The sequence below is a fragment of the Stenotrophomonas sp. YJH_SMC_91 genome, assembly GCF_059368495.1.
This window is the reverse complement of record NZ_JCAFRT010000016.1, coordinates 72,604-95,600: the sequence shown is the minus strand read 5'-3', so window position 1 is coordinate 95,600 and position 22,997 is coordinate 72,604. Positions and strand designations below refer to the sequence as shown.

The 22,997-nt window shown below is 68.3% G+C and carries 19 protein-coding genes; 9 read left to right on the top strand and 10 right to left on the bottom strand.

All coding sequences use genetic code 11. The annotated features are described in order from the left end of the window. Positions 1–496 precede the first annotated feature (496 nt). Positions 497–1,684: a benzoate/H(+) symporter BenE family transporter gene (locus tag AC5P5X_RS17360; protein WP_005411682.1), complete on the top strand. Its 1,188-nt coding sequence runs from the start codon at positions 497–499 to the stop codon at positions 1,682–1,684. A 6-nt stretch (positions 1,685–1,690) separates the two neighbouring features. Here the strand turns inward: AC5P5X_RS17360 and AC5P5X_RS17355 are convergent, their stop codons facing one another. From AC5P5X_RS17355 to egtB, 5 genes are all read right to left on the bottom strand, one after another. Beyond that, positions 1,691–2,464, bottom strand: coding sequence for a DUF2628 domain-containing protein (locus AC5P5X_RS17355; RefSeq protein ID WP_111189317.1), 774 nt, complete (start codon positions 2,462–2,464; stop codon positions 1,691–1,693). A gap of 51 nt (positions 2,465–2,515) precedes the next feature. After that, positions 2,516–3,382, bottom strand: coding sequence for a D-hexose-6-phosphate mutarotase (locus AC5P5X_RS17350; RefSeq protein WP_111189316.1), 867 nt, complete (start codon positions 3,380–3,382; stop codon positions 2,516–2,518). 40 nt (positions 3,383–3,422) lie between these two features. Continuing rightward, a complete protein-coding gene (locus tag AC5P5X_RS17345) occupies positions 3,423–4,691 on the bottom strand; it encodes a lytic murein transglycosylase (protein ID WP_099527736.1) in 1,269 nt (422 codons plus the stop codon). An 84-nt stretch (positions 4,692–4,775) separates the two neighbouring features. After that, positions 4,776–5,750 carry an L-histidine N(alpha)-methyltransferase gene (gene egtD, locus AC5P5X_RS17340; protein ID WP_049418112.1) on the bottom strand — a complete coding sequence of 325 codons (975 nt, stop codon included), beginning with the start codon at positions 5,748–5,750 and terminating at the stop codon, positions 4,776–4,778. After that, complete coding sequence (gene egtB / locus AC5P5X_RS17335; RefSeq protein WP_111189315.1) at positions 5,747–7,018, bottom strand: ergothioneine biosynthesis protein EgtB; 1,272 nt, start codon at positions 7,016–7,018, stop codon at positions 5,747–5,749. Before egtB ends, egtD begins: the two co-directional genes overlap by 4 nt. Before the next feature lie 150 nt (positions 7,019–7,168). Here egtB and AC5P5X_RS17330 point away from each other — a divergent pair, with 150 nt between their 5' ends. Further along, on the top strand, positions 7,169–8,449 hold the full coding sequence (locus AC5P5X_RS17330; protein WP_065184131.1) for a GGDEF domain-containing protein: 1,281 nt from the start codon (positions 7,169–7,171) through the stop codon (positions 8,447–8,449). 3 nt (positions 8,450–8,452) lie between these two features. On the opposite strand, the gene AC5P5X_RS17325 is transcribed toward AC5P5X_RS17330, so the two are convergent. Then, positions 8,453–8,845 carry a YchJ family protein gene (locus tag AC5P5X_RS17325; RefSeq protein ID WP_005414942.1) on the bottom strand — a complete coding sequence of 131 codons (393 nt, stop codon included), beginning with the start codon at positions 8,843–8,845 and terminating at the stop codon, positions 8,453–8,455. A gap of 102 nt (positions 8,846–8,947) precedes the next feature. Between AC5P5X_RS17325 and AC5P5X_RS17320 the strand changes: the two genes are divergently transcribed. Beyond that, positions 8,948–9,727: a sulfite exporter TauE/SafE family protein gene (locus AC5P5X_RS17320; protein ID WP_005411690.1), complete on the top strand. Its 780-nt coding sequence runs from the start codon at positions 8,948–8,950 to the stop codon at positions 9,725–9,727. Between the two features lie 154 nt (positions 9,728–9,881). Here the strand turns inward: AC5P5X_RS17320 and AC5P5X_RS17315 are convergent, their stop codons facing one another. The 4 genes from AC5P5X_RS17315 to folE form a co-directional block, all read right to left on the bottom strand. Beyond that, positions 9,882–13,262: an ATP-binding protein gene (locus AC5P5X_RS17315; protein ID WP_012481665.1), complete on the bottom strand. Its 3,381-nt coding sequence runs from the start codon at positions 13,260–13,262 to the stop codon at positions 9,882–9,884. Positions 13,263–13,278: 16 nt separating this feature from the next. After that, entirely contained in the window at positions 13,279–13,980 is a 702-nt protein-coding gene (locus AC5P5X_RS17310; RefSeq protein ID WP_005411692.1) for a DUF4194 domain-containing protein, read from the bottom strand. Further along, a complete protein-coding gene (locus AC5P5X_RS17305; RefSeq protein ID WP_005411693.1) occupies positions 13,967–15,436 on the bottom strand; it encodes a DUF3375 domain-containing protein in 1,470 nt (489 codons plus the stop codon). Before AC5P5X_RS17305 ends, AC5P5X_RS17310 begins: the two co-directional genes overlap by 14 nt. Before the next feature lie 112 nt (positions 15,437–15,548). Further along, on the bottom strand, positions 15,549–16,160 hold the full coding sequence (gene folE / locus AC5P5X_RS17300) for a GTP cyclohydrolase I FolE (RefSeq protein ID WP_004141296.1): 612 nt from the start codon (positions 16,158–16,160) through the stop codon (positions 15,549–15,551). A 765-nt stretch (positions 16,161–16,925) separates the two neighbouring features. On the opposite strand from folE, the gene AC5P5X_RS17295 reads away from it, so the two are divergent. The 6 genes from AC5P5X_RS17295 (at position 16,926) to AC5P5X_RS17270 (ending at position 22,584) form a co-directional block, all read left to right on the top strand. After that, on the top strand, positions 16,926–17,381 hold the full coding sequence (locus AC5P5X_RS17295; protein ID WP_012481667.1) for a MarR family winged helix-turn-helix transcriptional regulator: 456 nt from the start codon (positions 16,926–16,928) through the stop codon (positions 17,379–17,381). A 110-nt stretch (positions 17,382–17,491) separates the two neighbouring features. Further along, entirely contained in the window at positions 17,492–17,701 is a 210-nt protein-coding gene (locus tag AC5P5X_RS17290) for a DUF1656 domain-containing protein (protein WP_005411696.1), read from the top strand. After that, a complete protein-coding gene (locus AC5P5X_RS17285; RefSeq protein WP_005414947.1) occupies positions 17,698–18,615 on the top strand; it encodes an efflux RND transporter periplasmic adaptor subunit in 918 nt (305 codons plus the stop codon). The genes AC5P5X_RS17290 and AC5P5X_RS17285 overlap by 4 nt, the downstream gene beginning before the upstream one ends. Next, positions 18,612–20,081, top strand: a complete 1,470-nt coding sequence (locus tag AC5P5X_RS17280; RefSeq protein WP_111150555.1) for an efflux transporter outer membrane subunit — start codon at positions 18,612–18,614, stop codon at positions 20,079–20,081. The genes AC5P5X_RS17285 and AC5P5X_RS17280 overlap by 4 nt, the downstream gene beginning before the upstream one ends. 3 nt (positions 20,082–20,084) lie before the next feature. Further along, positions 20,085–22,124, top strand: a complete 2,040-nt coding sequence (locus AC5P5X_RS17275; RefSeq protein WP_111188876.1) for an FUSC family protein — start codon at positions 20,085–20,087, stop codon at positions 22,122–22,124. Between the two features lie 61 nt (positions 22,125–22,185). Continuing rightward, positions 22,186–22,584, top strand: coding sequence for a hypothetical protein (locus AC5P5X_RS17270; protein WP_005411700.1), 399 nt, complete (start codon positions 22,186–22,188; stop codon positions 22,582–22,584). Positions 22,585–22,997 lie beyond the last annotated feature (413 nt).

Here is a 22,997-nt window from a genome sequence, read left to right as displayed (position 1 = left end):
TACCTGCGCATACTTTCAAAGATCGAGGGAAGTGGCCTCAGCGCCGTTCCCGTGTGCTACGAAGTTTCCTTCGTAGCGAGCCGCCCATTATAGCCGGCTTTTCCGCTTCGTCAACACCTTTTTTCAAGGCCGTCTCACCGGGGTGGACGTTGTTGCCGATGCTGCTTCGGCGTTGGACCCGAAGGCCTTTCGTCGTTGCGAGCCGCCTATTATGCCGGACTTTTCGAGTCCGTCAACACCTTCGTTCGATCATCTCGTTCGTCGGTGGTGGCGTTGCTGTTTGCGTGCCGTTTCCGAAGAAGCGGTGCGCTGCAGCAAGGGAGCGAATTCTAGAGATCCTGCAGATTTCGTCAAGCATTTTTTTGCAGGGTGATGACAGAACCAAGGCAACGTCACGCATGGCATACGCTCGAAGATCACTGTGGCGTTGACCGCGCGTTGCGCGGTCAACGCCACAAGGGCTATCAATGCACGGATGCACAGTGGAGAGACGGCAATGAACATGCAGGTGCGGCAAGCGTGGTGGCGCGACCTTTCAGTACCGGCCCTCGTTGCCGGCTTCATTACTGTGCTGGTCGGCTTCGCCAGTTCGGCCGTCATCGTGTTCCAGGCTGCACAAGCTGTCGGTGCCAATCAGGCGCAGATCGCCTCATGGATGTGGGCACTGGGACTGGGCATGGGTGTCACCTGCATCGGGCTGTCACTACGCTATCGGGTACCGGTGGTGACCGCATGGTCGACACCGGGCGCGGCGATGCTGGTGGTCGGTGCCGGCGGCGCATCTCTTTCCGAGGCCACCGGCGCATTCCTGCTCGCTGCGGTTCTGGGCATGCTGGCTGGCTTCTCCGGCATCTTCGCCCGGTTGATGCAACGGGTACCGATGGCGCTGGCCGCCGGCATGCTGGCCGGGGTGCTGCTGCGCTTCGGTCTGGACGTGTTCGTGGCCATGAACACCCAGCTGGTACTGGCGCTGGCCATGTTCGCCACGTGGCTGGCCGGACGCCGCCTGTTCCCGCGCTATGCGGTCATCGCCACCCTGCTGGTCGGCATCGCGATTGCGGCCAGCCGTGGCCTGCTGCACGCACAGCAGGTGCAGCTGCAACTGGCGGTACCGCAATGGGTGACCCCATCCCTGTCCTGGACCGCGGTGGCCGGCATCGCCCTGCCCCTGTTCGTGGTCACCATGGCCTCGCAGAACATTCCGGGCGTGGCGGTGATGCGGGCATCCGGCTACGACGCCCCGGTGTCGCCGCTGATCGGCTGGATCGGTGTGGTCAATACACTACTGGCGCCGTTCGGTGCGTACGCGCTGAACCTGGCGGCAATCACCGCCGCGATCTGCATGGGCCGTGATGCACATGAGGACCCGGCACGACGCTATACCGCCGCCATGGCGGCAGGTGCCTTCTACATCGTCATCGGACTGTTCGGTGCCACCGTGGCCGCACTGTTCGCTGCCTTCCCCAAGGAGCTGGTGGCCTGCGTGGCCGGTATCGCGCTGTTCGGCACCATCGCCAACAGCCTGGCCAGTGCGCTGGCGGTAGAGCGGGACCGCGAGGCGGCACTGGTCACCTTCCTGGTCACCGCCTCGGGCGTCTCACTGGCCGGCATCGGCTCGGCGTTCTGGGGCCTGGTGGCCGGTGCGCTGTGCCTGCTGGTGCTGCGGCCCCGTCAGGACCGCTGACCCACCCTACCCGGCCAATGCGGCGCCGACGATGCTCAGCGCCACCGCGATGACGATGGCGATCAGTGTGGCGACCACGCTGGTGCCGCCACGCGCGGTCAGCTCGCTGCGCAGCCGTGCATCATCGTCGCCGGTGACGGCACGGGCCTGGGCGATCAGGCGCTGGCAGTGCGCCAGGTACCAGTTGTTGCCAAAGATGCCGGTGGTGATGCTCAGCGCGAAGGTGATGACCAGCGACAGGCCATCCGGCACATCCAGCAAGGTCTCCACCACGCTGATCAGCAGCAGCAGGCCAGCCCACATCGCCGCCAGGCGGTACATCCTGCGGTACATCATCCAGATCAGGCCGAGCAGGAAGGCCGGCCAATGCCAGGTGCCACTGCCCGTGGCAATGCCCTGATCCAGCCGCCAGCGCTGGCGATAGATCGGGAAGTTGCCGCCGACCACGCTGGCGTACAAGGCCATCTCGCCCTCCAGCCCGGCAGCCGCAGCCCTGTCCGGTGCAGCGACCGGCGCACGATAGGGATCGGACGGGTCGCCGACATTCGGCGCGATGCCCCCAACCGCAGGGGCTGCGTCGATATCCAGGGCCGGAACCACCTCGACGGGGGTGGAAGCCTGCTCCAGTTCCGCCAACGGCCGCCATGAGGGCATGCCTTCGCACCAGAGCAGGGTGCGCGCCGTAACCGTCCCTTCCTGCTGCAGCTGGCGAAGACCGGCCAGATCCACCGGCCCACTGCTCTGCCTGCCATTGGCGTACCACCATTGTGCTTCCTGCATGTTTTTCCGTCCTTGCTACCTGCATCGACAAACTGAAATCGCTGCCCGCGCCTACAGCGCGGTACTGCCCAGGGTCTGCACCAGCTGATGGCGCGCACCCGGCGCAAGCGTAATCTGCTCCGGGCCTGCGTTCGCCACTTCTAGGCATACGTAATCGCGCCAGCCCTCGCCGACATCGGCCATCCTGGCTGCCGCCTCGGCACCCGGATTCCAGACCACCAGCGTCTGGCTGCCTTCGCTGCGGATCTCGATCCGCCGCTGCAGTACGGGATCATGCAGCACGTAATGGCCCCCGGCACGGGTATAGATGCGATCGCTGCGACCGGGATCACGCGGATCGCGCAATGACCACGGTCCCTGTTGCAGGCGCAGCTGTGCATAGTCCTCGTACTTGTCCAGGTACTGCAGGCCGTCAAGGCCCTCGACCTCGACCCGCTTGGCATCGCCCACCCGGAAATAGCTGTGCAGGGCCTGGGTGAATGTCACCGGCGAGGTTCCGGTGTTCTCGGTGACCAGCTGCTGGCGCAGCTGGCGGCCAATGCGCAACTGCATCTGCAGGCGCAGGCCGCGATCGGCGCTGGGCGCAGGCGCCAACTGCAGCTCGACCTCGCCATCATCGCGCTGGCTGGCCTGCAGAAGCTCCCAGCGCGCGGTACGTACCAGGCCATGCGCCGGTACATCGGCGCTCTGGCCCTGGCGACCGAACCACGGCCAGCACACCGGGACGCCACCGCGGATGGGCGTGGGCAGCTCGGCGCGCGTGGGCGAAAGCCACAGCAGATCGGGCTGCCCATCAGGAATGAACGACAGCAGCTGGCCGCCGAACACGCTGACGACCGCCGTGGCGTTGGCGGTTCGCACCTGCCAGGCCTCCAGGCCGTGATACAGGCCGGTGCTGATGTCCGGATTCGACTGCATGCGATGACGCTCCTTGAAGACCGCGGCGATGATGTCGCGGTCAACGTGCCGCCGGCAAGGCTTTCTGCCCAGCGGGTGCGATGGCGGTCGCCTCTTCCTGCAGCGTGCGCAGGATGCGCTGGCCTGCGCGGCCGTCCACCTCGCTCCAGCCCAGGCGCTGCTGCTCGGCCTGGATCGCGCGGCGCGTGGCGGTACCGATCATGCCGTCGGCGGCACCGATATCGTGGCCGCGGGCCAGCAGCAGGGTCTGCAGCTGGCGGCGCTCATCGCGGCCCAGGCCCGGGTCATCGGTCGGCCAGGCGGTGGCCAACCCGTTGCCGCCACGCAATTGGTCAGCCAGCGTCGCGATCGCCAGCGCATAGCTTTCGGCGGCGTTGTAGCTGTAGATCGCGTCGTAGTTGCGGAACACCAGCAATGCCGGGCCCCTGTTGCCGGCCGGCAGCAGCAGCGCGGCGCGCGCATCCGCCGGCAGGTTGGCCGGAGCCAACACGCTGCCATCCAGCGCGGTCACGCCCTGCGCACGCCAGTCGGCCAGGGCGCGACGCTGGGTGCGGCCGGCCTGGCTTGCGTTGAAGCCCGCAGGAACGCGGACTTCCATGCCCCACGGCTCGCCGCTGCGCCAGCCGGCGCGCTTGAGGTAGTTGGCGGTGGAAGCCAGTGCATCGGGAATGCTGCCGACCAGATCGCGGCGGCCATCGCCATCACCGTCCACGGCGATGCGTGCATAGGTGCTGGGCATGAACTGCGTATGCCCGAAGGCACCGGCCCAGGAGCCGGTGAGCCCCTGGGCCTGCAGGTCGCCGCGATCGATCAGCTTGAGCAGCGCCAGCAGTTCACCGCGGAAGAAGGGTTGGCGACGGCCGGCGCAGGACAGCGTGGCCAATGACTGCAGCAGCGGGCGCTTGCCGAACACGCGGCCGTAGTCGCTCTCCACGCCCCAGACCGCGACGATGGTAGCCGGATCGACGCCGTACTGCGCCGACACGCGATCGAGCAGGTCGCGGTGCTGCTGCAGCAGGGCGCGGCCATCAGCCACGCGCTGGCGATCGACCAGCGCGGCCAGGTAGTCCCAGATCGGCGTGGTGAATTCGGGCTGTGCATCGAGCAGGCCGAGCACGGTGGGGTCCGGGGTGAGGCCGGCGGTGATCGCGTTGAAACGGTCGGCACTGATGCCTTGTGTCGCAGCGGTGGCCTGCAGGCCCGACAGGCAGCGGCTGAACGCCGGATCGATGTCGCCGGCAGGAGCGGCGGGCGCTGTCGGCGCCGAGGCAAGAGCGGCCGCCAGGCCGAGCGTGGTCAGAATGGGCATGGCGTCCTCCGTGTTGCCGTTGCACGGCCATCTTAGGGGTAGCGGTGCTGCTGAACCTGAAGCGGTACCGGCTGGCCGTCCGCCCTAGATGGCACGCAACAGGCGCAGGCCATAGGCCGGGCCTTCAGCATCCCAGCGCTGCATGACCTGCAGGCCAGCCGGCTGCAGCAGCGCTTCGAAGCTCTCGTCGGTGTACTTGTGGCTGTATTCGACGCGGATCGGTTCGTCGGCCTCGAAATGGAAGGTCCGGCCATCCAGATGGACGTCCTGTGCCCGCTGGCTGACCAGATCGGTCTCGATGCGCAGCCGCGCGACGCTGTAGCGGGCACGATGACGGAAGCCCTGCAGATCGAAGTCGCTGCCGACCTCGCGGTTGAGGCGGGCCAGCAGGTTGAGGGTGAATGCGGCGGTGACGCCCTGCGCATCGTTGTAGGCCGCCTTGATCAGCGCCGGGTCCTTGTGCAGGTCGATGCCGACCAGGGCCAGGCCATCACGCCCCATGGTCTGGCGCATCGCGCGCAGCAGCGCGACCGCGTCCTCGCCTTCAAAGTTGCCCAGCGTGGAACCGGGGAAGAACAGCAGCCGTCGCGCGGGTTCGCGTTCGGGCATGGGTACGGCGACGGGACGGGTAAAGTCGGCACAGACCGGCAGCATCTCCACCTCGGGCAGCGCCGGGGCCAGATGGTCGATGCTGGACAGCAGCGCGGCACGCGAGATTTCAATCGGCGTGTAGGCCACCGGGTCGTGCAGGGCGGCCAGCAGCAACGCGGTCTTGCGGCCACTGCCGCTGCCCAGTTCCACCACGTGCAGGTGCGGCCCGACGCTTCGGGCGATGTCCGGCAGTACCCGTGAAAGCAGGGCCAGCTCGGTGCGCGTGGGGTAGTACTCGGGGGTCTGCGTGATCTGCTCGAACAGGCGCGAGCCGCGCGCATCGTAGAAGTACTTGGACGGCAGCTGGCGCGGCGTGCGCGACAACCCGGCCACCACGTCGGTGAGGATCTGCTGGCGGCTGGGGGTGAGATCGGTCAGCGCCTGCAGTGCGTCGTGCACCGTACTCATGCGAGGTCCCTGGCCAGGCGCAGCCCGGAGAACTGCCAACGCGCCGGGGGCATGAAGAAGTTGCGGTAGCTGGCACGCACGTGGCCAGGCGGCGTGGCGCAGCTGCCACCGCGCAGCACCCATTGCCCGCACATGAACTTGCCGTTGTATTCACCGAGGTTGCCGGCGAAAGGGCGGAAGCCCGGGTAGGCGCCATACGCGCTGTGGGTCCATTCCCATACATCGCCGAACAGCTGACGCAGTCCACTGCCCCCTGCAGCCTGCGGGTGCAGCCGATCGTCATCGGCAAAATGACCGCGAGGCGGCAGCGTTGCGGCGGCAGCCTCCCACTCGAACTCGCTGGGCAGGCGCGCACCGGCCCAGCGGGCGCAGGCATCGGCCTCGTAGTAGCTGAGGTGGCAGACCGGCGCATGCGGATCCAGTTCGCGCCAACCGCCCAGGGTGTACTCGCGCTGCAGGGCGTCATCCCAGTACAGCGGGTGCTGCCAGCCCTCGGCTTCGCGCAGCGCCCAGCCTTCGCTGAGCCACCAGCGCGGTTCGCGGTAGCCGCCGGCGTCGATGAAGGCGCGGTACTCGGCATTGCTGACGGGGCGCTCGGCCAGTGCGTGCGCGGGGAGCAGCACGCGATGCGCCGGCGATTCGTTGTCGTAGGCGAAGGCGGTGTGCTGCGGCCATGCTGCGGCGCCGATGGTGACGATGCGCTCGGGCGACTCGATCCAGCCCTGCGCACTGGCAGCGCTGGTTGCAGGCTGCAGGTCCTCGCGGTAGGCCGGCTGCAACGGATTGCACCAGAACGCGTGCTTGATGTCGGTGAGCAGCAGTTCCTGGTGCTGCTGTTCGTGCTGCAGGCCCAACTGCAGGTGCTGCAGTGCCTGCTCATCAAGGTCGCCTGCCGCCAGCCGCGATTGCACCTGTGCATCGACCTGCTGGCGGTAGTCGCGCACCTGCTGCAGCGATGGCCGCGACAGCAGCCCACGCTGCGGCCGGGCATGCGCCGGGCCGAGGCTCTTGTAGTAGCTGTTGAACAGGTACTCCCAGGCAGGGTCATGCGCCGGTGCAGGTGGGAAGCCGGCCAGCACGAAGCGTTCGAAGAACCAGGTGGTGTGGGCCAGGTGCCATTTGCTCGGGCTGGCATCGGCCATGCTCTGCAGCATGGCATCTTCGGCGCTGAGGGGGGCTGCCAGCTGCATGCTGCGGTTCCGCACACATGCGTACTGGCGGGCGAGATCGCGCTGCGGGGCAGCGACGGCGGTGGCTACGCTGTCCATCCGGGCAGCATCTGCGCAACAGGGTGAGTGCCATGTCATCGTTCGACGTCAACGCGTTCACATGCGTGACCATCCCGCATTCAAGAAGCCGGTGCGAACGCCGCTAACGGCAATGCTGCGGCCGCGTCGTCACCGCGCTGGAATTCCTGCTTGCCCCTGCATCCGCTCCGCCAGCCTGCGCATTACCTGTTCGTGCTGCCCGCCGTGCTGGTTGCCGTGGTGCTGTGGGCAGCACTGGGCAACGAAGACGTTGCCAGTCCGGCCCAACGCATCCTGCCCTGGCTGCTGGCCTGCCTCGGCGCCGGCCTTGCCCTGCTCTACCACCAGGTGCGTACGCTCTGCCTGCTGCTGGTGGTGGCGGTCATGTTCGCGCTGCTGCACCAGGACGTGGGCGGCTACCTGCACAGCGGCCACGTCACGGCGCTGACACCGCTGCGCTTCCATGCCATTTCGGCCTGGTTGCCCTTGCTGTTCGCGGGCCTGGCATTGTGGCCCGAGCGCGGGCGGCGCCGCCACGACCTGCTGTTGCGGAGTGTTGCCAGTGGCACCGCGCTGATGATCTTCCTGCTACTGGCCACGCAGCAACCCCGGGGCATGCACGATCTGCTGTCCAACCGCCACTGGAGCTGGATTCCGGCCGACTGGAACGCGCTGGCACAGCTGCCAGCGCTGCTGTTCCTTCTGGCAACCGCCGCGCTGGGCTGGCAGGCCTGGCGGCATCCGCGCCCGTTGCACACGGCGATGCTGCTGGCCCTGCTGTGCCTGTGGTGGATGCTGCCACGGGTGTTCCTGCAGCCGGTGCTACTGCCGGCACTGGCCAGCGCGGCCCTGCTGCTGATGCTGGGCGCGATGCTGCAGGAGTCCTTCCATATGGCCTTCCGCGATGAGCTGACCGGCCTGCCGGGGCGCCGCGCCTTCAATGAGACCCTGCAGCGGGCGCGCGGCACCTACAGCATCGCGATGGTGGACGTGGACCACTTCAAGTCGTTCAACGACACCCACGGCCACGACACCGGCGACGACGTGCTGCGCCTGGTGGCCTCGCGCCTGGGCCGGGTGGGCGATGGTGGCCGGGCGTTCCGCTATGGCGGCGAGGAGTTCGCGGTGGTGTTCCTGGATCGTCCCGCAGCCGCCTGCGTGGATGCAGTCGAGGCGCTGCGGCAGACCATCGAGGACACCCGCATGCAGCTGCGCGACCGGAGCACACGCAGCCGCGACGATGAAACAGGGCGCCGGCAGCGCGGACGCGGCGGAAGCGGGCAGACGGTGCAGGTGACAGTGAGCATCGGGCTGGCAGACAGCCGCGTGGATGAGCGGCCAGCGGCAGTGATCAAGGCCGCCGACCAGGCGCTGTACGCAGCCAAGGACGGTGGCCGCAACCAGGTCCGCGCGCATGCCGGCCAGCGCGTGCTGGCGGCACGCGGCGGCTGAGGCTCACACCGCGTCGAGGTAGTACCAGCGGCCGTCGACGCGCAGGAAGCGGCTGTGCTCGGCCATCTTCACCGCGCTGCCGCCGCCCACGCGGTAGCGGGCGGTGAAACGCACTTCGGCGCTGTCGGCGCCGGTGACGGTGTGCTCGTGCACGGTCAGGCCCAGCCAATGCGTACGCTGGCCGGGTGCATCATCCAGCGACAACTCGGCCGGACGGGTATCCGGATGCCAGCTCTGGCGCAGATAGTCCGCCAGCCCCCGCACATAGGCGCTGTAACGTGATCGCATCAGGCGCTCGGCATCGGGGGCGGCCTCACCGGCATGGAAACGGCCACAGCAGGCGGCGTACTCGGCGGGAAGGCCGCAGGGGCAGGGATCGGTGGGTTTTCGGCTCATGCGGACATTGTCGCCGGGTTGTGCGGATGGATCCACGCGGGGCACCGGTCAACCAGTGCAGGACAGGCGTATGCTGTCGCGCCCCCATATCGATTGATCGCCGTGCTGGAACTGGTTCCCCCTGAGTTGTGGTGGCTGGTGGTCATCGCCTTCATCGCCGGGCTGGTCGATGCCGCCGTCGGTGGCGGTGGGCTGGTGCAGCTGCCTGGCCTGTTCACGGTGCTGCCGCAGCAGACGCCGGCGATGCTGTTTGGTACCAACAAGTTCAGTTCGATGTTCGGTACCGGTGCGGCCGCCTGGCGCTATGCGCGCAACGTGCGCTTCCCGTGGAAGCCGGTGTTGTTCGCGGCCGGCACGGCCTTCATCTTCTCCTTCGCCGGCGCCACCGCGGTAAGCCTGCTGCCCAAGGACGCGGTGCGCCCACTGGTGCTGGTGCTGCTGGTCGCGATGCTGGCCTACACACTGTGGAAGAAGGACTTCGGCGCGCTGCACCGTCCGCAGGAGATCGGTCGCCGCGAACTGGTGATCGCGCTGGCGATCGGTGCGGCGATCGGCTTCTACGACGGCTTCTTCGGGCCGGGCACCGGCAGCTTCCTGATCTTCCTGTTCGTGCGCTTCTTCGGGCTGGATTTCCTGCGCGCCTCGGCGGCATCAAAGGTGGTGAACCTGGCGACGAATGTGGCGGCGATCTCGTTCTTCGTGCCGACCGGCAACATCCTGTGGCTGTTCGCGCTGCCGATGGCGGCGGCCAACATCATCGGCTCGGTGGTGGGCACGCGCCTGGCGCTGAAGGGCGGCACGCCGTTCATCCGCAAGCTGTTCGTGGGGCTGGTGGTGGTGCTGATCGCGCGGATGGCGTGGGATACGTTCCGCGCTGCGTGAACGCGGTTGCCGGCCAGCGGCCGGCACTACCGGGTCATGAACCCCGCCCATGGGTAGTGCCGGCCGCTGGCCGGCATCCCCATCCGATCAGGTCATGAACCCCGCCCATGGGTAGTGCCGGCCGCTGGCCGGCATTCCCCTTCAATCGGCCAGGTCAGGCGTCGGCTTCTTCCGGTTCGTTGGCCTGCTGGCGGCTGCGCTCGGGCAGCTTCAGGCGCTTGCCTTCCTCGTCATACTCGATCAGCAGCACGCCGGAGTCGTGGCGGCCGCTGATTTCGACGAAGCAGGCGCCGCCGATGAACGGTTCCAGCGTCATCACCGACTTCAGCGGGGTGGCAACCACCATCTGGAAGCCGAAGTTGTCGAAGATGTTCATTGCCAGTGCGGTGAACTCGTTGTCGGCCTTGTCGAAGGCTTCGTCGAGCACCACTGCGGCGTAGCTGGGCAGCTGGCTGTCAGCACCGCCGAGCTGGTAGCGCAGCGCCGCGGCCAGGCAGGTGGTAGCCAGTTTCTGGCGCTGGCCACCGGACTTGCCGGCGCCGCTGCGGTAGATCTCGACCTGCTGGCGCGTTTCCGCATCCAGCTCGACGCCGATGAACTCCACGTGCATGCGCACGTCCAGCACCAGCTCCCGCCAACGCTTGTCCTCGCCTTCCTGCGAGCCCAGGCGGTTGACCAGCTGGCGCAGCACGGTGAACTGCGATTCGGCCAGCTCGCGCTGCTCGGTCTGCTGCTGCGACAGCACTTCGCGCAGCTGCAGCTGGAACTCGCCCACTTCCGGCAGACGACGGTCGCTCAGTTCGATGGTCAGCAACGTACCGCGGTTGAACGGCACCTGTTCCAGGCTGGCGTTCACTTCGTCCAGGCGCTGGCCGATCGACTTGCGGGCCTCGGCGCTGTGGCGCTGCAGGGCCAGCAGGTTGTTCTTGCTCTGGTTCTGCAGCAGATCGAAGAAGCGCTCTTCGTGCTGCGGCAGGCCATCGCGCTCCAGTCGTTCGAGGCGTGCGAGGAAGTCCTCGGCCGAGGCCACCGACACGGTGAAGTCGCCCGATTCCTCCGGCCATTGCTGGATGAAGCGACGGAAGCAGCCGATCAGCTGGTTCTCGATGCGGTTGAGGTCCTGCTGCGAGGACGACAGCTGCTCGTTCAGCGCGTTGCTGACCTGGCGCATGTGCGCTTCCAGCGTTTCCAGGCTGAGCGGACCCTGCTCCTGCAGGCGCTCGGCAAGGCCGGCTTCCTGCTCCTGGGCCAGGCTCGGCAGCACCAGCGCACGGCTCTGCTGGCGCGCGCGGTCCAGGCGGTCGCGTTCCTTGACCAGCTGCCCGCGCTCGACGCGGACGTCTTCATAGGTGCGGCGGGCCTGCTCGATGTCGGCGCGCACGGCGTCAATCTGCTTGGCCAGCTTGGCGAGGTCGGCATTGCCTTCGCGCAGGTCGCGCAGCGTGGCCTCGATGTCGCTCAGGCGCTGCTGCGGGGCGGCGATGTCGATCTCGTTCCAGCTGATGCTGACCAGCTCGTGGCAGGCCAGGCGGCGTTCGTTGTCGCGGTCACGCTGCCCACGCAGGCGCGCGATGTCGGTCTCGCAGCTGGCGATGCGCTTGGCCAGTTCCTGAGCTTCGCGCTCGAAGGCGCCCACCTTGTCGTGGTTGTTGAAGCCGAGGATCCAGCGACGGCGGTCGCCCACCGCACTGCGGTCATCCTTCTCGAAACGGTCGCCCGGATGCTTGACCTGGCCTTCGCGGGTGATGCCGCGGTCGACGTTGCGCAGCTGCTTGGCATCCACGCACTCGTAGTCGAATCGCTTGCCGAGCTCGCGGCGCAGCCAGCTTTCGAACACGTGTTCGCGCAGTTCCAGCTTGTGCAGCAGCGACTTCGCCGACGGCTCACGGGCGAACGCATCATCGTTGCGGCGCACGCGGTAGTAGGTGAAGCGCATGCCCAGGTGGGTACGGTTCACCCACTCGGCGACGTCGTTGTAATGCTTGTCGTCGACCAGCAGCGACAGCGCGAAGCCACCCAGCACGCGCTCGATGGCACCCTGCCAGCCCTGCTCTTCCGAGCGGACCTGGATCAGTTCACCGACGAACGGCAGCGCCGCTTCAGCGATGCCGGTTTCCTCGGCCAGGCGCGCGCGCAGCTTCTGCATCGGCGCCGGGATGTTGGAGGGCGTGCGCTGCATCGCTTCGAGTTCCGCACGGACCTCGCCGAAGCGGCGCTCGTCATCGCGCTTGCCACCCAGGCGATCGCTGATCGCATCGTCCAGCGCCGAAGAGGCGCGCTGGCGGTCCTGCAGCTCGTTCTGTGCGCGCTCAACCAGTTCGGCGAAGCCGTGTGCGTCGTCCGGCAGTTCGGCCCCCAGCTGCTGCGCGGCCAGGCTTGCCTGCTCGCGCTTGGCCTGGCGGCGGTCGCGCTCGGCTTCGGCGCGGCCCTGCTCGCGTTCCAGTTCTTCGATGCGCTCACCACCCTGCTGGCGGCGCTGCAGTTCCAGTTCGGCCAGGCGCTCGGTGTGATTGTCCAGTGCGGCACGGCGCTGGGCTTCTTCGCCAAGCAGGCCACGGTCACGCACGTCCATCTCGCGCAGGCGCGCTTCGATCAGCGCCTGGCGGCGGCTTTCACGGAAGCTGTCGACGCCAAGCTTGAGGGCTTCGTCGTCGCCGCGCCGGCGGTGCATTTCCTTCAGGTCGTTGTAGTAGGCGCGTGCCGGCAGCAGGGTCTCCACCTGGCGACGGGCGGTGACCACCGCCTGGTGCGCGCCATCGAGCTCGGCGAAGTCGCTGACCAGGCGCTCGGCGGCGTCGAAGGTCTTCGGCGTGTCGAGCATGAAGTCGCGCAGGAAGACGTTGAGGTCGCCCAGGTTCTTCGCCGACTGCGTCTTGTGCAGCAGGCGCAGCGCCATCTCATTGTCGATGCCGAGCAGGTCGCGGAAGCGCTCGGCGTAGCCGGAGAAGGTGTCGAAGTGGTGCAGGTCGGACAGCTTCTGCTTGAGCTTGCGCAGGTCCAGGTCGAACCCACCAAGATCCTTGGCGATGTCGAACGGGCGCTCGGCAATCATGTAGTGCTTGCGCACGTCACCGGCCGAGGTGCCGTTGCCGGAGATCCACAGCAGGCGCACCAGGCTGACCACGCGGCCATCGCCGGCGCGGTATTCCAGCACCAGTGCGGTCCAGGTGGCGCCCTTGCGCAGGTACTGGGTGGCGATTTCGCCGGTGCCGCTGTCCTGCTGGTCAGCCCACGCGCCACGCACGTAGGACACCAGGTTGCGGTCGCGGCCACTGCGCTCGGCTTCACGCGCAGCAGCGTTGAAGTCGACGATGGCCGGCGGCGTCAGCAGCGCGGACATGGCATCGAGCAGTGTCGACTTGCCCGAGCCGGAACGTCCGACGAACAGGAAGCCGCGCTCGGCGATCGGTACTTCGGTCAGGCCGTTGAAGGTGCCCCAGTTGTGCACCTGCAGGCGGCGCATGCGGAACTGCTGCAGGCGCGGGTCCGGCAGGCCTTCGTTGAACAGGGCGGGAGTGTGCTTGGAGATAGCCATGCGATGGTCGGGTCTCTCAGGCCTCGGCGGCCGGGGTTTCGCGCAGCTGGCGGTAGACCGCCGAGAGCTGGGACACGTCTTCGGCGGAGAACAGCAGCTTCAGCGCCGGCGAGACTTCGTGGCGGTCTTCCTGGCCGCTGAGGCGGGTCAGGATGTGGTTGTCCTTCATCTTCTGCACCGCCGAGGCGACGCGGCGGTTGAAGCCGGCGCGGTCGGTGGACAGGTTCTTTTCGTAGATGGCCAGTGCTTCGGCCATTTCGGCATCGGCGACCACCGCGCGGTTGCCGCGCGCATCGGCCTCGGCCAGCTGCTGCCGCAGGTACAGCAGCAGCACCGAGTCGATGAAGGTCAGCGGCGAGGTGCGCAGCAGCACCGGCGCATCCACGTCTTCGGTATCGGCCTGGCGGGTGAAGGCCACGCCGCTGTCACGGTCGAGCACAAGTTCCAGGAACAGGTCCGCCAGCGAGGAGCGGATGGCCGCCTCGCTGCGGATCAGTGCCGGCCACAGCTTGGCGTGGCGCAGCTGGTCGATGCTGGGGCCGATCAGCAGCTGGCACAGCGCGCGGCGTGCGTCCAGCGGCAGGCGCCCGGTATCGCCGAGGTAGTACACGTCGTTGCCACGGCGGGGCTGCGCCACGGCCGCCACCGGTTCGGCCTCGTAGGCGTCTTCCGCCACGTCGGCCTGCGCTGCGTCGATGGGATCTTCATGCCAGCTCATGGCGTCTCTCCTGGGTGAACCAAACCAGCGGGATGCGGGCGCGACGGACCTGGCCGTCGCCACCACGCCATTGCGCAAGCTCCTGCTCGCCGGCGACCACGTTGCCGAAGCGCGTGCCCAGCGACAGATAGCCGATGACGCTGCCAAGACCTTGCGGCGCCTCGCGCTGCGACAGGGCCTGGGCGATGCTGAGCCGCGGCTGTGCATCGAGCAGGTCGTGCAGGTCGCGGCGCAGGGTGCGGAAGTCGATTTCGGACGAAGCGACCAGGTCGCCGACGCTCTCCAGGCTGATCGCGGCCGCGTCGTTGTACTCGACATTGCCGTCGACCTGGGCGCTGCGCGGATCATGCAGCTTCCACTGCGACCACGAGCGCAGGCGGCTGGTGGTCAGCTGCAGGTCGCGGCCGATGCCGCGTTGTGCGGGGAATTCGTCGCGCAGGGCCAGCGCTTCGGACTGCGCCTGCTTCAACAACTGGTTGAGGCGGCGCTGTTCCAGGTAGCCACGGCTCTGCACGAAGCCGCGCAGGCTGCGCGCGAAGTTCTGCAGGACGTCGTGTACCTGGCCACCGCGCTCGAGCATGGTGCTGGTGAAGCTGCGCAGGAAGTTGCGTTCGTTGCGGTCCAGGCGGCGGGCGAAGCCGCGCGCCAGCACCGCTTCCAGCGCGGCATCGAGCTGGGCACTCTGTTCGGCGTCGTTGAGCAGGCGCCAGAAGGCCTGGAAACTGCGCCCGGCGTCACTTTCGCCAATGACATCCACACCTTCGAACAGCTGCGACAGCACATCGCCGCGCTCGCCCTCGTCGTCGATGATGCGTTCGCGGAAATCGCGGTTGAGCTGCTCGAAGTCATCGCGCACGCGGCGGAAGTCCTCGGTCAGCTCGTCGGCCAGGCCGATGATCTGGCGGGTGCGTTCCAGCGCGCGCTTGCCGTCCAGCGCAACCACGCGGCCGGTGCCGACCCGGGCGATTTCGGCATCGATGCGGTCGCGCTCGTCGTGCAGCGCGGACAGGCGCGCATCGGGATCGGCTTCGGTCTGCGCAGCCAGCGCCGAGAGCTGCTCAATGACCAGCGCCAGGCGGCTTTCGGTGGCGGCCACGCGGGCCTGCTCGAGGCCGTCGGCGAAGCGGATCGCCTGCAGTGCCGCGGTCGCCAGCTCGTACTGCTCCTGGTCGGCGCCTTCGGGCAGACGGCGTTCCAGCCAGCCCTGGGCCAGCCAGTGCGCGATGTAGGCCTGGGCGGTGCGCGGCAGCTCGCGCGAGAGTTCATCGCCGGCCAGCTGGTCCAGCGCGCGCTGCAGTCGCTCGTTCAGTACCGAGGACGGCAGCGTGCGCTCGCCGTCCATCAGCAGGCCCTGCAGCAGGCCGATGATTTCCGGAGCGTGGTCGGCGGCAAGCAGCTTCCACTGGGGCTGTTCGCGCAGGTGGCGGTAACGGGCAATGCGTTCGCGATGCTTCATGCAGCGAAAGAAGTCTGTAGGGCTGACAGGGACAAACCGCCATGCACAGCTGCCGCGTGGACAGCCGTGGGCATGCCGGCCTGCAGGAGCCGGCGTGGTGCGGGCAAGCGGCTCAGCGCTTGCCGCCCACTTCGATGAAGCGCAGGAACTCGGCGCGGGTACGCGCGTCGTCGCGGAAGCTGCCCAGCATCTTGGAGGTGACCATGCTGACGCCGCGCTTGTGGATGCCGCGGGTGGTCATGCACTCGTGGGCGCCTTCGACGACCACGCCGACGCCGATCGGCTGCAGCACATCCTGGATGCACTGGGCGATCTGCGCGGTCATCTTCTCCTGCACCTGGAAACGGCGGGCGTAGGCTTCGACGACACGGGCCAGCTTGCTGATGCCCACCACCTTGCCGGCCGGCAGGTAGCCGACGTGCACGCGGCCGATGATCGGGGCCATGTGGTGCTCGCAGTGGCTTTCGTACTCGATGTCGCGCAGGACGATCAGCTCGTCGTAGCCGGCCACTTCCTCGAAGGTCCGCTCCATGTAGGCGCGCGGGTCGTCGCGGTAACCGCTGAACCAGTCGCCATAGGCTTCGGCGACACGGCGGGGGGTATCCAGCAGGCCTTCACGGGACGGGTCCTCACCGGCCCAGCGCAGCAGGGTGCGCACGGCATCCTCGGCCTGGTCCTGGGTCACGTCGCCCTGCGGGGCGGCCTTTTCGTTGTTCTTGCTCATTGCGTACAGCGTCCCGAACGGGGGGCGAGCATCGTACCCGACCGGGGGGTGGGTCGTCCTGTTGGGACGGTTCATCGGGGGTCGTTGTTGGCGCGTCGTTGCTATCGGTTTGGAGTGGGAGAGGGGGCAGCGCAGGACACGCCGTAAACCCGTCCATGGGGGCTCGATGGCGCCATCCATGGCGCCAACGGTCCTGCGCAGCCCCCTCTCCCACTCCCTGGCGGTGTCCCGCGGGCGCGGCCTGCCCCCCGAAAGCGGGGGCAAAAGCGGGGGTTCATGGCTTCGGAAGCGGCGCGCCGCTGCTGTGGTGTCTTGTGCTTTGGTGGGTGCGGACCGTTGGTCCGCACTGCTTCTGCTCTTGCTTCCAAGAGCCAACCCACCGCGCTCGCGGGGGGATGGGAAGGCAGCGGGGGCCGGGCCGGGCAGGACCGTCCGCGGCATGGGCCCGAGGCATGCCTCGGGCGGGTTGGGCAGGACGCCCGACCCCGGTCTTGCGGTGTGCGCAGGAAGCGCACACGAGCAAGCCGCGGCCGAGCCCCCAAGGGTGAGGGCGCCTGCTTGCGAGGCATGCCTCGCAAGCGCCCGAACGCACGGCCGCCAGCGGCTGGGCCGGACCCCGGAGGGGGGTTCACGGCGTGTCCTGCACCGTCCGGCGCCCGCTGCCCCACCCGACACCAGGCAGGCGCAACGCTTTCCTCACTACACCCACCCATTCAGAAAAGCCTATTGATAGGAATGAAATTAGTAGTATCCTATCTATCTCTTATGGACCGACCCCTCGACGAGCGCACCGTGCTGCAGATGCAGCTCAGCTCCGGCCTGCTGTACGCAGGGCGGCAGTGGCAGCGCCTGGCCGACAGCCGGCTCGGCAGCTACGGCATCTCCACCGCCTGCACCATGCCGCTGCTGATGATCGGCCGCTCCGGCGGTGGCATCCGCCAGGTGGCGCTGGCGCAGCAGCTGGGCATGGAAGGACCCTCCCTGGTGCGCCTGCTGGACAAGTTGTGCGCCAGCGACCTGGTCCGCCGCGAGAGCGACGCCAGCGACCGCCGCGCCAACCTGCTGTGGCTGACCGACGCGGGACACGCGCTGGTCAGCGAGCTGGAAGACCAGTTGATCGGCCTGCGCCAGGACGTGTTCGGCGAGCTTTCCATGGATGAACTGCACGCCGTGCTGAAGGCATGGCGCCTGCTGGCCGAGGCCGCCGACCGCATCACGTAAGACCGCTGCCCCCGAACACCGCCGCTGCCGTGCACACGCCAGCGGCTTTTACCCGTTGCCGTTGTTTCGCTGTTCCTCCCCTCCCCCCCACCTCGCCCCCGCCCCTACCGATGCCCGGTGAATTCAGTCTCCACGGAGTGTTCGTCCCGACCCTGCTCGGGTTGATGTTGTTGGCCTACCTGGTCAACAGCGGCCTGCATGCGCTGCTGCAGCGTGCCGGTGCCTATCGCCATATATGGCACCCGCCACTGTTCAACCTGGCGCTGTACGGGATCGTGCTTGGCCTGCTGTTCCACCTCCTGCGTTGGATGCAATCGTGAACAAGATCGTGAAGAAGACCCTGCCGGTGCTGCTCACCAGCGCAGCCGTGATCGTCGCCCTGCTGGTACTGCGCCAGCTGTGGGTCTATTACATGGATGAGCCGTGGACCCGCGATGCCCATGTCGGTGCCGACGTGGTGCAGGTGGCGCCGGACGTGTCCGGGCTGGTGGAAACGGTGCAGGTGGCCGACAACCAGGCGGTGAAGAAGGGTGACCTGCTGTTCGTGGTCGATCGCGCCCGCTACCGCATCGCGCTGGAGCAGGCCCGCGCCAACCTGGCCGAGCGCCAGGCATCGGTGGCGCAGCTGCGCCGCGAGATCGGCCGTGACCGCAGCCTGCAGGACCTGGTCGCCGCCGAGGACGCCGAAGTGCGCCGCGCCAAGCTGCAGGCCGCACAGGCTGCGCTGGCCACCGCACAGGCGGCGGTCGACCTGGCCGAGCTCAACCTGGACCGCACCGAGGTGCGCGCGCCGGCCGATGGCCGGGTCAACGACCGCACCCTGCGCGTGGGCGACTACGTGGTGGCCGGCAAGCCTGTGCTGGCGCTGCTGGATACCGGCTCGTTCCGCATCGATGGCTACTTCGAGGAAACCCGCCTGCGCGGCGTGGCCCCGGGGCAGAGCGTGGACATCCGCCTGATGGGCGAGTCGGCCCCGCTGCGTGGCCACGTGGAAAGCATCGCCGCCGGCATCGAGGACCGCTACCGCAGCAACGGCAGCACCCTGCTGCCGAACGTGACCCCGGCCTTCGACTGGGTGCGGCTGGCACAGCGCATTCCGGTGCGCATCGCCATCGACGAAGTACCCAAGGGCGTGGAACTGATCGCCGGCCGCACCGCCACGGTGACCGTGGACACCGGCCGCCATCCGCACAACGACAAGGCCGGCACTGCGCCGACACAGGCGGGCCTGTGAACGCCGCCCTGCCCCGTCTCGGTCTGATCGTCGCGCTGGCCAGCCTGGCCGCCTGCAAAACCGTCGGCCCGGACTATGCACTGCCGGAAGGCTCGGCGTTCAAGCGCCCGGAGGCCAATGCGGCCTTCATCGATACGCAGAACCCGCAGATTGCCGCCAACCAGGCGCTGCCCGACCGCTGGTGGTCGCTGTACAACGACCCGGTGCTGGACGGCCTGATCACCCAGGCGCTGCGTGACAACGTGGAACTGAAGGCCGCCGATGCACACCTGCGTCGTGCGGCGGCGGTGTACGAACAGGCGCTGGACGCCGGTGGCTTCGAGTACGAGGCCGAGGCCGGCGTCAGCCGCGCGCAGCTGTCGGCCGAATCGTTCCTGCAGGAGCACGAGCTGCCGGTGATCAACCTGGCCGATGGCAAGTTCGCGGTCAGCTACCAGTTCGACCTGTTCGGCAAGCTCAAGCGCGGCGCCGAGGCAGCGCGTGCCGACGAGCAGTCGGTCGCTGCGGCGCGCGACCTGGCCCAGGTCAGCGTGGTCGCGCAGGTCGCCGACAGCTACCTGGAAATCTGCCACGCCAACCACGAACTGCACGTGGCCGAGCATTCGCTGCAGCTGCAGCAGCGCAGCCGCACGGTCACCGAGCGCCTGATCGCGGCCGGCCGCGGCACGCCGCCGGAACTGGCCCGCGCCAATGCGCAGGTGGCACTGCTGGAGGCGGCACTGCCGCCGCTACGCGCGCAGCGCTCGGCGGCCGCCTATTCGCTGGCCGCGCTGCTTGGGAAAACCCCGGGCCAACTGCCAGCCGGCGTGATCGACTGTGCGCACGCCCCCGGCCTGGCGCAGCCGCTGCCGGTCGGTGATGGTCGGGCGCTGCTGCAGCGCCGCCCGGACGTGCGCCAGGCCGAGCGCAAGCTGGCCTCGGCCACGGCGCGGATTGGGGTCGCCACCGCCGAGCTGTACCCGGACATCCGCCTGGGTGCCTCGGTGGGTGCCGCCGGCCTGCTGGAAGACTTCGGCACGCCGATGACCCAGCAGTGGTCGATCGGCCCGCTGATCTCGTGGACGCTGCCGTCCTCCGGCACGCACGCACGCATCCACGCCGCCGAGGCGGGTGCCGATGCCGCGCTGGCCGAGTTCGACCACACCGTGCTGCAGGCGCTGCGCGAGACCCAGACCGCGCTGGACCGCTATGCGCAGGACCTGCGCCGGCTGCAGTCGCTGCGCATCGCGCAGGAGCAGGCCGCGCTGGCCGCCGAGCAGAACCGCCGGCTGTACCAGGGTGGCCGTACGCCGTACCTGTCCAGCCTGGATGCCGACCGCAGCCTGGCCACCAGCGACGCCACCCTGGCCGCCGCCGAAGCGCAGGTCTCGCGCGACCAGATCCATCTGTTCCTGGTGCTGGGTGGCGGCTGGCAGGCATCGGTTGCCCCGCCCGCGCCGTCCACCGCACAGGCCTCGGCGAAGTAAGCCATGAACGCGCTGACCGATCGCCAGGCCTGGCTGTTCTCGATCAAGACCTACCTGGCCGCGGTGGCCGCGCTGTACATCGCCATGGCCGGCAACCTGTCGCGCCCGTACTGGGCGATGGGCACGGTGTACATCGTCAGCCAGCCGCTGCTGGGCCCAACCCGCGCCAAGGGCGTGTACCGCATCGTTGGCACCCTGGTGGCCGGCCTGGCTACCCTGCTGGTGCTGCCGGCGCTGGTGGAAACGCCGCTGGTGCTGAGCGCGGCGATGTCGATCTGGCTGGCCGGGTGCCTGTTCATGGCCCTGCTCAACCGCGGCCCGCGCGGTTACGCGTTCCTGCTGGCCGGCTACACCACCGCCTTCATCGGCTTCCCGGCAGTGACCTCGCCGGAGACCATCTTCGACACCGTGGTGGCGCGCAGCGAGGAGATCATCCTCGGCACCGTGGTGGCAGTGCTGTTTGCTTCGCTGCTGTTCCCGGCCTCGGTACGCCCGATGCTGCGCGCCCGCATCGGCAACTGGATGGAGGACGCGGCGCAGTGGTGCCGGCAGATCCTCGAACGCGGCCGCGCGCACGCGCCGCGCAACCGGCTCGCCGCCGACCTGGTGCAGTTCGAGGCGCTGATCGAGTTCCTGCGCCGCGACGACCCGCGCCATGCCGGTTCGGCCGTGTCGATGGAGCGGCTGCGCGAGCGCATGCTGCTGCTGTTGCCGGTGCTGTCCTCGATTGCCGACCGCCTGAGTGCGCTGCGCAGCGACGGCCAGGACCTGCCCGAGGGCCTGCCGGCACTGGTCGATGACATCCACGACTGGCTGGATGGCCCGACCAACGCCAGCGAATACGCCCGCCTGCGCGCGCGCATCAGTGCGTTGAAGCCGCAGGTGGACCGCGACCTGCAGCACCTGCAGCTGGCCAGCCTGCTGCTGCGCCTGGAGGAACTGGTGGACCTGTGGCAGGACTGCCGCACCCTGCAGCACGCGATCGACCAGGGCACTGCGCCGCTGGACCGTGCGCACTACCGCATCCGCACCGAACGCGTGGCCGCCGACAAGCACGTCGACTATGGCATGGCGCTGTTCTCCGCGCTCAGTGCCGGCGTGGCGCTGATGAGCTACTGCGTGCTGTGGATCGCGCTGGGGTGGGAAGGCGGCGGCAACGGCGCGATGATGGCCGCGGTGACCGCCGCATTTTTCGCCGCGCAGGACGATCCGGCGCCGAGCATGGTGTCGTTCCTGGTGTGGGCGATGGTCGCCTCGGTGGTGGCCGGCGTGTACCTGTTCGGCGTGTTCCCGGCCGTGCACGACTTCGGCCTGCTGGCGCTGGTGCTGGCGGTGGCGTTCCTGCCGCTGGGGCTGATGCTGCACCACCCCAAGAGCGCGCTGTTCGCGCTGCCGCTGACGGTGAACCTGGCCGCGCTGCTGAGCCTGCAGAACACCTACAGCGCCAACATCCAGACCTTCCTCAACTCGTCCATCGCGATGTTCATCGGCATTGGCTTTGCGGTGGTGATGACCCGCCTGTTCCGTTCGGTGGGCGCCGAGTGGACCGCGCGCCGGCTGGTGCGGCAGGGCTGGACCACGCTGGCCGAAGCCGCCGAAGGACGTGGCCAGCAGGACCGCCAGCGCTTCGCTGCGCGCATGCTCGATCTGCTGGGCCTGCTCGCGCCGCGCCTGGCGGCGACGCCGGAGGGCAGCGACATCGCGTCGGTGGACATGCTCAATGAAGCACGCATCGGCCTGAACATCCTGCAGCTGCGCCGCGCCCGGCTGGAACTGCCCGAGCGCAGTCGCGAGGCGGTCGAGCACATTCTGGAAGAGGTCGCCGTGCACTACCGACGGCAGATCGCCGCGCGCAAGCCGATTGTGGCGGCCGACGCGTTGCGCGAGCGGCTGGATACTTCGCTGGCCCGGGTCGGTAGCGTGGCCGCCTGCAAGGCCCGCGATGAAGCCCTGATGGGCCTGATCGGCCTGCGCTTCGCGCTGTTCCCGGAGGCGAAGGCGCTGGCGCCGGGGTGGGCGGACGCCGACGCTGCATCAGCCTGATAATGATCGGTGGCGCCGGGCAATGCCCGGCAGCCTTTCGCCACGGCAGCAGGATGGTTCAATGAGTTACGACATGATGGTGTTCGAGGCCAGTGCCGCCCCACGTGAGGCAACGGCATTCATCGCCTGGTTCGAAAAGCAGACGCAGTGGAACGAACGCCACGAGTACGACGACCCGGTAGTCAGCAGCCCCGCGCTGCGAGCGTGGTTCGCGGAGATGGCGCAGGAATTCCCGCCGATGGACGGCCCATTGAGCAACGACGATGACGATCGTGCCGAAGTGACCGAGTACAGCATCGGCCGGCAGGTGATCTATGGCGCCTTCGCGTACTCGGTGGCCGAGCGCGCGCACGGCCGCGTGCAGGACCTGGCCGAGAAGCACGGCGTGGGCTTCTTCGACGTGAGTGCTGATGAAGCGGCGATCGTGTTCCCGGATGGGCTGGTACTGATCGCGGAATAGGTGTGGCGGCAGGGCTGCGCCCTGCACCTGCCGAGGCAACGTCAACGTCAAAAGCGGGTATTCCTTGGGATGGCGGGGTGGGTCCGGTTGAGGGGGACGCCGTCAACCCATCCATGGGGGCTTGGTCGCCGCTTGCTCGGGTGCGCTGTCCTGCGCACACGGCAAGACCGGGGTTGGGCGTCCTGCCCAACCCGCCCGAGGCATGCCTCGGGCCCATGCGGCTCACGCCCCCGCACCCGGACCCACCCCGCCTTCGACAGTTTCCTGCGATCTGCCGGCACGGCGTTCTGCTCTGGTGGGTGTCGACCTTGGTCGACACGGTAGATCCCGGCATGCGTGGATGAACGTCGGAATGATCGAAGTACGCTGTTGTAAAGTCGAGCCATGCTCGACTGCTTCTGCCTGGCGATCAG

Coding starts and splice junctions, on each gene's coding strand:
- AC5P5X_RS17360 (WP_005411682.1), top strand. CDS start 497: ATGAACATGCAGGTGCGGCAAGCGTGGTGGCGCGACCTTTCAGTACCG.
- AC5P5X_RS17355 (WP_111189317.1), bottom strand. CDS start 2,464: ATGCAGGAAGCACAATGGTGGTACGCCAATGGCAGGCAGAGCAGTGGG.
- AC5P5X_RS17350 (WP_111189316.1), bottom strand. CDS start 3,382: ATGCAGTCGAATCCGGACATCAGCACCGGCCTGTATCACGGCCTGGAG.
- AC5P5X_RS17345 (WP_099527736.1), bottom strand. CDS start 4,691: ATGCCCATTCTGACCACGCTCGGCCTGGCGGCCGCTCTTGCCTCGGCG.
- egtD (WP_049418112.1), bottom strand. CDS start 5,750: ATGAGTACGGTGCACGACGCACTGCAGGCGCTGACCGATCTCACCCCC.
- egtB (WP_111189315.1), bottom strand. CDS start 7,018: ATGGACAGCGTAGCCACCGCCGTCGCTGCCCCGCAGCGCGATCTCGCC.
- AC5P5X_RS17325 (WP_005414942.1), bottom strand. CDS start 8,845: ATGAGCCGAAAACCCACCGATCCCTGCCCCTGCGGCCTTCCCGCCGAG.
- AC5P5X_RS17315 (WP_012481665.1), bottom strand. CDS start 13,262: ATGGCTATCTCCAAGCACACTCCCGCCCTGTTCAACGAAGGCCTGCCG.
- AC5P5X_RS17310 (WP_005411692.1), bottom strand. CDS start 13,980: ATGAGCTGGCATGAAGATCCCATCGACGCAGCGCAGGCCGACGTGGCG.
- AC5P5X_RS17305 (WP_005411693.1), bottom strand. CDS start 15,436: ATGAAGCATCGCGAACGCATTGCCCGTTACCGCCACCTGCGCGAACAG.
- folE (WP_004141296.1), bottom strand. CDS start 16,160: ATGAGCAAGAACAACGAAAAGGCCGCCCCGCAGGGCGACGTGACCCAG.
- AC5P5X_RS17295 (WP_012481667.1), top strand. CDS start 16,926: ATGGACCGACCCCTCGACGAGCGCACCGTGCTGCAGATGCAGCTCAGC.
- AC5P5X_RS17290 (WP_005411696.1), top strand. CDS start 17,492: ATGCCCGGTGAATTCAGTCTCCACGGAGTGTTCGTCCCGACCCTGCTC.
- AC5P5X_RS17275 (WP_111188876.1), top strand. CDS start 20,085: ATGAACGCGCTGACCGATCGCCAGGCCTGGCTGTTCTCGATCAAGACC.
- AC5P5X_RS17270 (WP_005411700.1), top strand. CDS start 22,186: ATGAGTTACGACATGATGGTGTTCGAGGCCAGTGCCGCCCCACGTGAG.